Consider the following 11882-nt stretch of genomic DNA (forward strand, 5'->3'; position numbering starts at 1 on the left):
TGTCATTTATTCCGCAGCAGGAGAGATTATAAGTAATGTCAATTAAATTGACTGAAATTGCCTAATTAACTATATCTACCGATAAACTACCGCAGCTTTATCTCGCAAGTTATAAGACGATGACATCACCTCCCCATATGCGCCAACACTTCTTATCGCGATGATGTCGCCTCTTTCTGTTTTAGGAAGGGCAATGGCCTTTCCAAAACAGTCTGATGATTCGCAAATAGGACCTACAACATCGTATTTTGAAGAGGGGTCATCGTTTAATTTGCTTAAGTTTTGAATAAGGTGAAAAGACTGGTACAAAGCTGGTCTAATCAGTTCTGTCATTCCGGCGTCAAGAATTGTGAAGTTGGTTTTTATACCCTCCTTAATATATAAAACTCTGGAAATCAAACTGGCGCATTGAGCCACTACAGACCTGCCCAGTTCGAAATGCAATTCCTGATTTGGTCTGAGATTCAAAAACTTTTTGAAAATCTGGAAGTAAGTCTTAAAATCCGGAATAGGCTCGCCATCGGGATTTTGGTAATTAACACCCAATCCACCTCCTACATTAATGTGGTGTATCTCAATACCCCGGTCGCTAAACTCCCTTTGGTAATCATTCACTCTATTGCAGAGGTTTTTAAAAACAGATAAGTCCAGAATCTGTGAACCAATGTGAAAGTGTAAACCAAGTAATTTGATGTTGGTCAATTTTGCTAATAACTCAAACAGGGCGCTCAATTCCCAATGGTTGATACCAAATTTATTTTCTTCAAGACCCGTGGTGATGTAGTAATGCGTTTTGGCATTCACATTTGGATTGAATCTGATGGCTATCGGTGCCTCAAGCCCCATCTTACCCGCCATAGTATCTATTACTTCCAACTCTGGCAATGATTCTACATTGAATGTGAATATCCCGGTTTTCAAGGCATATTCTATTTCTTCATCCGTTTTTCCCACCCCGGCAAAAGCAATTTTGCCTGGCTCAAATCTATTTTTGATAGCCCACTTAATTTCATTGCCGCTAACGCAATCTATTCCCAGTCCGTACTCCTTTATTTTTGCTAAAATACGATCATTCGTATTTGCCTTAATGGCATAATGAACTTTGTAATTGAAACCCGCAATTTCATCATTAATCACCTTAAGCGTTTCGTCCAACACGGTTAAGTCGTAATAGTAAAAAGGCGTTTTGTGGTTTTGAAAACCCGCAATTATTTCCTTATTGAACATGGCTTCAGGAAAATAAGGTATTTAGATTTTGTAATGCCATTTTTTTATGATCGGTATCAACCAAAAGAGAAATATTGTGATTGCTGCCCCCGTATGAAATCATTCTGATTGGAACTTTTTTAAGTGCATCAAACACCTGATTGGCAACTCCTTTATCCGTTCGTATAAAATCGCCTACGATACAGATAATGGTTTGATTTTGATCCACTTCTACATTCCCATATTTAGCTAATTCAATTTGGATAGCTTCAAGGTGTGTTGCGTCATCGATCGTTACAGAAACTGCTACTTCAGATGTGGAAATCATGTCAATGGGCGTTTTATAGAGCTCGAATATTTCGAATACCTTTCTCAAAAAACCATAAGCTAAGAGCATTCTGCTCGAGTTTATTTTAATAGCCGTTATATTGTCTTTAGCAGCCACGGCTTTTATACCACTGCCCGACGATTGCGCGGTAATTAAAGTGCCCTCCGCATCAGGAGCCAGGGTGCTTTTGAGCCTTACCGGAATATTTGCTTTTTTGGCCGGTAAAATGCTTGAAGGATGCAGAATTTTTGCACCGAAGTATGCAAGCTCTGCAGCCTCATCAAATGTCAATTGTTTTATTGGATGGGTGTGGTCAACAACCCTCGGGTCATTGTTGTGCATACCGTCAATATCAGTCCAGATTTGCACTTCATTGGCTTGTAGAGCCACCCCAATAAGCGAAGCAGAATAATCACTTCCGCCTCGTTTAAGGTTATCCAATTCTCCATACACATTGCGACAAATAAAACCTTGGGTGATAAAAAGTTGGACTTCCTCATTCACAGAAAGCAAGCGATTGAGATTTTCTTTTATGTAAAAGTAATCGGGTTCTAAATCCTTGTCAATTCGCATAAAACTTAGAGCAGGCAACAAAACCGATGCGGTATTTATTTCTGCTAAATACAAATGGAATAAGGCGGTTGACAGTAATTCACCTTGAGCCAGAATAGCTTTTTCCTCATGCAGGGTAAAAGAGTCTAAAGTAAAGGAATGAAGGTAATCAAAGTGAGATTTTATTAAGTCTTTGCCTTTGGTCTTGAATTCTATAGAGCTAAAAAGCTCTTCTACGATTTGAAGATATTTTGCGCGCAAACCTTCTACCAGATTTGCTGCAATTTCGTTTTTCTTTTCGAAAAGACAGTTTGCAACTTCAACGAGACTATCAGTAGTGCCAGACATTGCCGACAAAACCACAACTTTTGGCTCTGGGGTTAGAACCAAATTAGCCACTTCTTTCATACGTTGGGCGGACCCTACGGAGGTACCACCAAACTTCAATACAACCATTTTGTAAAATTTAGGTGAAAGTAAATAAAAGTGATTGCTTCATCAATGAATCGGCTTTTATTGTATAAAGTAATGTTGAATGGGTCGCTTTAAATTTAGCAGAACGAATTTGTGGTTTACGATTGTCGGAATAATGTATATTTGACTCTCTGTTCTTACGAAAACGGCATGAAAGGCGAGATGATGAGTCGAATTTTTTGAAATTATGATATTGATTACCAGCTTCTTATAAATTTCTTCTCTAAAATATTTGCTTTTTACATAAATTATACTCTAAATTTGTCATTCCTATTGAAAGGACAATGAATAATTCTTCGCTACATATTTCTATTACCAGCGCAATGCCTACTCACATGATGTGTTTTATGTGTTGTATGTGCACCTGCATGCGCTGAAGCGAAAGAAATCCCATTAAGTAAATTTTATGTGATACTTGCCCGCTGAAGCCTATGCTTCGGACGGGAATTCCTGTATCCAGTCCCCTCGTTTTATCTCTCTACGCTTTTATCTAATAATCCATATAAATCTCAAAAATCATGAGCACAACTAAAGAAAAATTAAGATTTGAAACCCTCCAGCTGCACGCCGGCCAAGATGTAGATCCAACAACCAAATCGCGGGCAGTACCCATTTACCAAACCACCTCTTACGTTTTTGAAAACAGCGAAAAAGCTGCTAATCTTTTTGGGTTGAGGGAGTTTGGCAATATCTACGGCCGCATAATGAATCCCACTACGGATGTGTTTGAAAAGCGCATCGCAGCTCTGGAAGGAGGTACGGCCGCCGTGGGTACAGCATCCGGACAAGCCGCCCAGTTTCTGGCCCTCAACAATATAGCACAAGCGGGCGATAGCATTGTTTCTTCATCGTCGCTTTACGGCGGAACTTACAATCAATTTAAAAACAATTTTAACCGCCTGGGCATTGAAGTAAAGTTTGGGGATGTAGATAAAGTGGAGAGTTTTGAGCGCCTTATCGGCGAAAATACAAAAGCGATCTATCTTGAAACAATTGGCAACCCCGCTTTTAATATTCCCGATTTTGAAGCTTTTGCGAAACTTGCCGGGCGCTATAAAATTCCATTGGTTGTAGATAATACTTTTGGAGCTGCCGGCTATCTCTTTCGGCCTATTGAACACGGAGCAAATGTGGTGGTAGCTTCTGCAACCAAGTGGATTGGAGGCCACGGCACCAGCATTGGCGGTGTGGTGGTAGACGGTGGAAACTTCAACTGGGGGAATGGCAAGTTTCCACAATTTTCGGAGCCATCTGATAGCTACCACGGTCTCAATTTCTGGGATACTTTTGGCGAAGGAAATCCACTTGGCTTGCCAAATATCGCCTTTGCACTAAGAGCCAGAGTAGAAGGTTTGCGCGATTTTGGTGCCGCTCCATCGCCATTCAATAGCTTCTTGTTTTTGCAGGGAATAGAAACCCTTAGCCTTCGCGTGCAACGCACTGTAGATAACACTTTGGAGCTGGCCCATTGGCTGGAAGCCCAAGCCGAAGTAGAATGGGTAAATTATCCCGGACTTCCTACCAACCAGTACCATGCTCTGGCCAAGAAATACTTGCGAAACGGCTTTGGTGGTGTACTCACTTTCAAAGTAAAAGGTGGAAAAGAACACGCTGATAAAATCGTTGACAGCCTGAAGCTGGTGAGCCACCTCGCGAATATTGGCGATGCCAAAACGCTTATCATCCACCCCGCTTCTACCACCCACGAGCAACTTTCGCCCGAAGAACAGAGAGCGAGTGGTGTTGTGCCGGGATTACTTCGCGTTTCTGTAGGTATTGAACATATCGAAGATATCAAAGCCGATTTTGAGCAGGCCATAGAAGTTTCAAAAACAATAGGTGAGCCCGTTTTAAACTGATGGAAGACAAGATATTTCAATCGGAAGTTGATTTGGAATTGGGCGATGGCGGGCTGCTAAAGCGGCCTGCCATCGCCTACCAAATATGGGGAAAGCCCAAGCCCGACGGCAGCAATGTGGTATGGGTGTGTCATGCCCTTACGGCAAATGCAGACCCACTTGACTGGTGGCGCGGACTATTTGGAAATACCGCTATTTTCAATCCAAAAGATTACTGCATTGTATGCGCCAATATACTTGGCTCTTGCTATGGAAGTACGGGTCCCCTTTCGGAAAATCCAGAATCGCGAGAGCCGTATTATTACGATTTTCCCAAATTGACGGTGCGCGATCTCATCAAAGCACATAAGTTGCTGGCGAAGAATCTTGAAATTGATAAAATCGGGGTATTAATCGGTGGTTCTTTGGGTGGCCACCAGGCCTTGCAATGGGCAGTTGATGAGCCCGATAGGTTTGAAAATCTTATAGTTATCGCCACATCAGCAATCCATTCGCCCTGGGGCATTGCCTTCAACGAATCGCAGCGCATGGCTATTGAAGCCGATGGCACATGGGGAGAATTATCGCCCGAAGCAGGCCTTTTAGGAATGAGCGCTGCACGTAGTATGGCATTGCTTTCATACCGCAACTATTCAGCTTACGCGAATACGCAGGCAAGAACCGATACCGATATCCCATGGAAATGGCGGGCTAAATCTTATCAAAATTACCAGGGCAAAAAGCTGGCGGAACGGTTTAATGCCTTGAGCTATTACTGGCTTACCCACACTATGGATAGCCATGATATTGGGCTTGGGTATGGTGGAGTTGAAGCAGCCCTTGGTCGAATTAAAGCCAAAACACTCTCTATTTCAATTGATAGCGATTTGCTTTTTCCGCCAATGGAGCAAGAGAGAATAGCCCAGAGAATCAAAAATGGAAAGCATTTATCTATACAATCTGACTTTGGCCACGATGGATTTCTAATCGAAACTAAAAAGTTATCAGAAGCGATTTCTGGCTTTCTAAAATCAAAAGACATCCACCTTAAAAAAGAAATTACAAGCGAAATTAATCATCACAACACGATAAAAATGAAACAAAAAATAGGAATTATTGGTCACGGAACGGTTGGTGCGGCGCTCTACAAGCAAGTTGAGAACCTTCCGGAATACGAAGTGATAAAAATTGCTGTAAAGCACCCCGCGAAGCACAAAAATTTGACGGGTAGCCTTTTGGCAAGAGACGCCTGGGAGATTATTGATCATCCCGAAATTCAAATTGTACTCGAAGCAATAGACCATTCTGGCGATGCTTTGGACTATGCTCTAAAGACCTTAAAGCAGGGCAAAACTTATATTTCCGCAAGCAAGAAGATGCTCGCAGAAAATCTCTCCGTTTTACTTCGCACCGAGCGCGAATATGGTGGGCATCTGCTATACGAGGCGGCTGTAGGTGGCGCAATACCTGTTCTTCGCGCAATCCGAGAACATCTTACTGCAGAGCCCATAAGCCGCATAAGGGGAATTATCAATGGCTCATGCAATTACATTCTCACTAAAATGGCTCTGGAAGGTATTGAATTTGAAACCGCTCTTGGACAAGCACAAGAATTGGGTTTTGCCGAGTCAGATCCTGCCAGCGATATTGATGGGTTTGACACGTATTACAAAGCTGTTTTGCTTGCAGCTGCTTCCTTTGGCGAGATGCCTGAATTTACGCGCGTAAAAATGGAAGGCATCAGAGAGGTGAGCCTGGCTGACGTAAAGCGTGCTGCCAAACAAAACGAAAAAATAAAGCTGGTAGCCGACATTCAAAGAGTCGATGATCGCTTTATTATAGACATCCGACCCACCTATATTGAAAAATCCGATCTTCTTTTTCACATTGATAATGAGTTGAATGGCGTAATAATTTACGGGCAGCATACGGGGCCATTGCTATTTCAGGGGCCCGGTGCAGGAGGGAATCCAACAGCTTCGGCAATGGTGGGCGATCTGCTGAATGCACGCAATGGGTTGACAAAAAAAGTACAGAAGCTATTATTGGCTTTGAACTGATACGGATTAGGATATTGAATTTTTATGACGTTTTCCTTTTCAATTATTGGCTGGTTAGATAGTTCCGAATAATAGCATGTTTTAAAACACGGCTATGATCCCTATAAAAACACGTTTAAAATAAATGCTTTTCACGCTGTAAAAATTTAAAGCGATTTCAGCTTAACTCCAACCAGAAAGGTACGTGGAAGGCTTGGGCCATAGATATAATTGCTGTCCCGATTTTTTCCAATATCGAAATCGTTTTGATATGCGTCAAAAATGTTTTTCGCGCCTGCGAATATCTCCAATCCTGTCTGCCCTTTCTTTAAGGCAAAGGTGTGACCAGCGCGCAAACCAACTTCTGTAAAGGGCGATGACGTGTAATACGCATCATCCCTATGACCAGTATCTTCACCTCCAAGATGTAGAATATCCATTTTGCCTGTGTACAGAAAATTTGCGGAAACATTCGTAATTCTCGAGATATTGTAGGTAAGGGTCGCATATCCATACGTATTTGGTGTGCGCAAAAACTCGCGTTTGGCGGGAAGACCTTCCATGTTTTCAACAGGATCATTAAACAGACTGGTTTGAATAGTGAAACCCGCTTCTATATTAACAACGTAATCAAAATTAGCTCTTGCCTCTAAGGTAATTCCCTGCACGGTTGCTCCCGATCCATTTCTCTTTTCAAAGCGCTCGCCAAAATCATCTTCGCCAAGCGGAAATTGATAAAACGCATCATCAAGCGTCGTATAAAAACCCTCTACGGTAAATCCGAAAATGTAATGCTCCGTAGCTCTATCGTAATTTACAGAGCCTGTAAAACTGTTTGATCTTTCTTCTTTCAAATTATCGGCCAGAGTGATGCGCGAAACGCCACCACCTGCAAAGGCAATGTGTAGATCGGCATCGAAAGCCTGCGGAGCGCGGAAACCAGTACCCCAGCCCAATCGGAATTGCATGTTTTTGTCAAGTTTATAGAGCAACGAGAGTCGCGGACTGAAAACCATGTTATCAACCAAATTGTGCTTATCGAGTCTGAATCCGGCCAGAAAGTTCAGCTTTTTGGTTACATCCCAATCGTTTTGCACAAAAATGCCCAGATCTGTTGTTGTTTGATCTATCAGATAATTATAGGCATCAATTTCGTCGTAAACGCTGTCATACAGATATTCACCGCCGATAGTAAGCACGGCGCTTCCGCCTAAAAATTGCTTAAATTTATTATCAAACTGGAGTCCACCTTGGTGGGTAATTACATCGGAAGCTCCATAAGGCGGATCGGCAAGAAAAACTTTTAGCTGTTCATCATCATCAGGCACAATGCCTGTGTAGTGCTGCCTATCTGTGCGCTGGGCGCCGTAATAAGCGATCAATGAATTATTATCTTCATTAAAATTGATTTGATAATCAAGGCTTCCCATAAAAACATTGTGCGTGCGCTCTTCAGATTGCTTAGCCAGGTGGGCTGCCCCCTTTACCATTTCGCCACCATAGCGGTATTCGTTAATGCTGCTAAGGCTTATTTCAAGTTTCTGATTTTTTGCCGGAAGGAAAAATAGGTTGGCACCAAATGAATTATTTTTAAGCTGTGGCAATTCAGAAAAGTTATCGCCATTTGCATCAAACGCCTTGCGGTTTCTATTGCTCACAAAAAAAGTCGCACCAGCATTTTGAGCTTCATTTACCAGCGTGGCATTTCCCGCAAGGATATTATCGTTGGTTTTACCTCTAATACTTTGAAACGTATTCGAAACGCTGTAGCCATTATCGTTTGGAACTTTAGTAATAACATTTACGGTACCGCCAATAGCGCTTGACCCATAGAGTGCAGACACACCACCACGCACTGTTTCTATTCGCTCTATCATATTTACGGGGATTTGCTCTAGGCCGTACAAACCTGTCAAGGGGCTAAAAGTCGGTCGACCATTTATCAATATTTGCGAGTATCCACCCTGCAAACCGTTCATTCTAATCTGTGTATAACTACAGGTTTGGCAATCTGTTTCTACGCGAAGCCCGGGTTGAAAACGAAGACCTTCAGAAAGGTTGGTGGCCACAACCTGATCAAGATCCTTGCTGTCAATCAGGTTTACAATGACCGGCGAATCCGTTTGCCGCTTAGCAGTGCGCGTGCCGGTTACCACTATCTCTTCTATATCGAGCATACCTTCTTTAAGTTTGGCATTAATTTCTACGGTTTCGCCTGCTTTTACATCCACAGAAGTGGAATATCGCTGAAAACCCAAAGTTGTTATTTCAATTGTTTGGGCTCCAACCGGAACATTATGTATTGTAAAACTCCCGCTTTCGCTGGCAGCTGTACCCAGATTTGTATTTTTAACTTGCACTGCTGCAAAAGGGAGTGGTTTCCCATCGATATCGTTTACGCTTCCGCGAATGTTGCCGATTTGAGCACAGCCGATTGAAAATGAGAAAATAATGATTAAAGTGAGCAGTATTAGTGATTTCATTCAATATTATTTGAACATACTTTTAATTATTTTTAGCCAGTCAAAAGTATTTAGTTAGATTGATATAACAAATGTTTTCAAGATAATTTATTTACTTTTGTAGAATTGTAATTCAATTATGGCATCTCCCACCGAAGAAAATTATCTAAAGGCTCTTTTTAATCTGAAAGATGAAGAAGGGAAAGTGAGTATTTCTGAACTTAGCTCTACCCTTGAAGTTAGTATGCCTACGGCAAATAGCATGGTAAAAAATCTGCTTAAAAAGGGGTTGATTATTTACGAAAAGTACAAGCCGATTGAGCTTACGGAAGAAGGCAAGAAAATGGCGGCTCTGGTGATCCGAAAACACCGCCTCACAGAGATGTACCTCGCCGAAAAGATGGGTTTTGGCTGGGAGGAAGTGCATGATATTGCCGAGCAAATTGAGCATATTAACTCGCCGATTTTCTTTGAGCGCATGGACAAGTTGCTCAACCACCCAAAAATTGATCCGCATGGCTCGCCCATACCAAATGCCCAAGGTATCATTGCCGATTTAAAACACAAACCCTTAAATGAACACAAGCCTGGTGATGCAGTAAAGCTTGCCGCATTGGCACATTCATCAACTGAATTTCTCGATTTTCTAAATTCCCGAAATCTCAAATTGGGTACAGAGATTAATGTCATTTCTGTAGAGCCTTTTGACGGAAGTATGGTGGTGAGCTACAACGATCGGAAATCTGAAGGCCTTAGTGCTAAGGTTTGTGAGAGATTGCTGGTTGAGTTTCTTTAAAGCTGCAAGCCTTCCATACGAATCCGCTACAGTCGTAAGCTTCCGGCTGCAAGATGTGCATTTGGAGTTAGCGATGGAAAAAATGATCATAAGAAAAGTTCGTTTAAATTTAAGAGTCATGACGTTGAGCACACTTAAACGCCGCTAAGTCAGCACAAGCTTAGAAGAGAGTACGTCGCTCCATATCCATTTTTTCTTGGTAGTTTTCACTTGATATCATTATCTTCCCGTATATTTTTTTTACCAACCACTATGAAACAGCTTTTCTTATCACTACTTTTTGCGTCATTCGTAACTTTACTTTCAGCTCAAACTATTGTGGAATCTAATGAAGGAACAGTAGAGTTTATCGTTGATTCAATATTTGGCAACATGAACGAAATTACCGTAACGGGTTTTGCATTTAACGGAAGCCCTGAAGCAATATGCACATTTGAGAGTGAAGGGCCAGATTTTCCAATAGCAAACGGCTTTGCATTAAGTTCTGGACATGTCAATAGCCTTACTGACGGTTTTGGCAGCTTATCAAATCCCTATCAAAACGACTCTGATCTCCAATTATATCAATCTGCCGCTAATTTGTATGATTGCGTAAGTCTCGAAATAAATTTTATCGCAAATGAAAGTCAACTTGAACTTGCCTTTATTTTTGGGAGCGATGAATACCCAGCTTATATTTGTTCTCAATTCAATGATATAATGGGGATTCTCTTAAAACCTGATACTTCTGACGATTATGACATATATTCCGTAGTGCCTTTCACGAACATTCCAGTTACAGTAAATTCTTTAAACGGCCTTGGCCCTCAAGATTTTGATCTTGTGTTTTGCGATGAAGCCAATCCCGATTGGGAAGAAACCAGAAACCTACATTTACTATATAAATAATCAATCGGAAGATGCAAACGGAATTACAATTCCCGGATTTACTGTACCCTTAATTGCAACAATGCCATTGATAATTGGCGACGCTTACACTCTAAAGATTGGAATTTGTGACACGGGCGACCCTTATTTTGATTCATCAGTTTTCATAAACTCCCAAAGCGTTAATTCAACTTACGACTGCCCGCTGCTTTCTGCAAATATTGGCGACGCCTGCGAATCAACTGGTTCAGGCACATCCCTTGTTACAGCCGATTGCGCTTGCGCCACAGTAACACAAACACCAGATATTGTAGTCAATGCCAGCTTTGATAACTTGCCTTATTTTGCAGAAGATACTATTCATTTAAACGTTAACACATTTAATTTCAGCTCCTCGGTTTATCCTGATTATGAAATAAACATATATACTTCGCTGGTAGAAGAGTTTAATCCGGCAACAAGCACTTTACAAGCAACTTTATCTGCCGACGAATTAGCCGCTCTTGAAAGTGTTGAAGCAAATTTTGCGATCACCGATTTCAACTATCCCGTTTCTTCATTGCCCTATTTCGTAATAGTAGATATACCCGCCGCACCGGGCGAGATTGTGGTAGAAAACAATAGAGCCATCTTATCTTTCACTTTTGAAGATAATAATTCAGTTTGCGTAAGCTTAACACCACAGTACTCTGAGATGACTCTTTTATCGGGTCAAACCAGTTTTGATTTTAGCTATAAAACATACAATCCCGGTCCGAATTATCTGACCGAATCACCCGTAAATTTATATTGGTTCGAAGACTCAATATACAATGAGTCAGATATTTTAATTTCAGAATATCAGGGGCCGGGAATGAATATCGGTGGATCTCTCATCGTCAACATCTTGCTAAACATTCCTCAACCTACAACTCAAAATCCGTATTACGTACTTGTTGTACCGCAGCCTATTGTAGTCGGCGGTTCTTCGGCTGATTACGCCGTGGCGAAAATTCAATTCAGTACCCTTTCGACAAAAAGCATTGATAAAACGGACTGGACAGCCTGGTTTGATGAAAACAAAAACCTGATTATTCAACCGGGCAACGATGCAAACGGAGTTTATACCTTTTCTCTTTTCGATCAACTCGGAAGAGAAGTGGTAAAAAGGAATGCAAAATCAGGATCCCAAACTACTGCCACACAAGGTTTGTCTTCGGGAGTATATATGCTTCAGATTGAAACCGGATCGCAATTGATATCTGCGAAGCTTGCTCTCATTCAATAGGCAGTCAACACTTTGCAATTGGCAAGGAAAAGTTGCTGGAGATTCAACTTCAA

General features: G+C 41.6%; 8 protein-coding genes. 5 read left to right on the forward strand and 3 right to left on the reverse strand.

Annotation, left to right across the window (positions count from 1 at the left end; translation table 11 throughout):
- Nucleotides 1-75: 75 nt before the first annotated feature.
- Nucleotides 76-1227 carry a diaminopimelate decarboxylase gene (lysA, locus tag G3O08_RS00230; RefSeq protein WP_163282654.1) on the reverse strand — a complete coding sequence of 384 codons (1152 nt, stop codon included), beginning with the start codon at nucleotides 1225-1227 and terminating at the stop codon, nucleotides 76-78.
- Nucleotides 1228-1231: 4 nt separating this feature from the next.
- Complete coding sequence (locus tag G3O08_RS00235) at nucleotides 1232-2542, reverse strand: aspartate kinase (RefSeq protein ID WP_163282655.1); 1311 nt, start codon at nucleotides 2540-2542, stop codon at nucleotides 1232-1234.
- Between the two features lie 536 nt (nucleotides 2543-3078).
- Between G3O08_RS00235 and G3O08_RS00240 the strand changes: the two genes are divergently transcribed.
- Nucleotides 3079-4419 carry an O-acetylhomoserine aminocarboxypropyltransferase/cysteine synthase family protein gene (locus G3O08_RS00240; protein WP_163282656.1) on the forward strand — a complete coding sequence of 447 codons (1341 nt, stop codon included), beginning with the start codon at nucleotides 3079-3081 and terminating at the stop codon, nucleotides 4417-4419.
- Nucleotides 4419-6458 (forward strand): homoserine dehydrogenase, encoded by a 2040-nt coding sequence (locus G3O08_RS00245; RefSeq protein WP_163282657.1) that lies wholly within the window; start codon nucleotides 4419-4421, stop codon nucleotides 6456-6458. Before G3O08_RS00240 ends, G3O08_RS00245 begins: the two co-directional genes overlap by 1 nt.
- A gap of 146 nt (nucleotides 6459-6604) precedes the next feature.
- Here the strand turns inward: G3O08_RS00245 and G3O08_RS00250 are convergent, their stop codons facing one another.
- Nucleotides 6605-8920, reverse strand: a complete 2316-nt coding sequence (locus G3O08_RS00250) for a TonB-dependent receptor (protein WP_163282658.1) — start codon at nucleotides 8918-8920, stop codon at nucleotides 6605-6607.
- 118 nt (nucleotides 8921-9038) lie between these two features.
- Between G3O08_RS00250 and G3O08_RS00255 the strand changes: the two genes are divergently transcribed.
- The 3 genes from G3O08_RS00255 to G3O08_RS21390 all read left to right on the forward strand — a co-directional run bounded on the left by G3O08_RS00255 (nucleotide 9039) and on the right by G3O08_RS21390 (nucleotide 11829).
- A complete protein-coding gene (locus tag G3O08_RS00255) occupies nucleotides 9039-9695 on the forward strand; it encodes a metal-dependent transcriptional regulator (RefSeq protein WP_163282659.1) in 657 nt (218 codons plus the stop codon).
- A 252-nt stretch (nucleotides 9696-9947) separates the two neighbouring features.
- Complete coding sequence (locus G3O08_RS00260) at nucleotides 9948-10583, forward strand: choice-of-anchor L domain-containing protein (protein WP_163282660.1); 636 nt, start codon at nucleotides 9948-9950, stop codon at nucleotides 10581-10583.
- On the forward strand, nucleotides 10528-11829 hold the full coding sequence (locus G3O08_RS21390; protein WP_163282661.1) for a T9SS type A sorting domain-containing protein: 1302 nt from the start codon (nucleotides 10528-10530) through the stop codon (nucleotides 11827-11829). Before G3O08_RS00260 ends, G3O08_RS21390 begins: the two co-directional genes overlap by 56 nt.
- Nucleotides 11830-11882: the final 53 nt, after the last annotated feature.

This window comes from Cryomorpha ignava (assembly GCF_010686655.1).
Classification (GTDB): domain Bacteria; phylum Bacteroidota; class Bacteroidia; order Flavobacteriales_D; family Cryomorphaceae; genus Cryomorpha; species Cryomorpha ignava.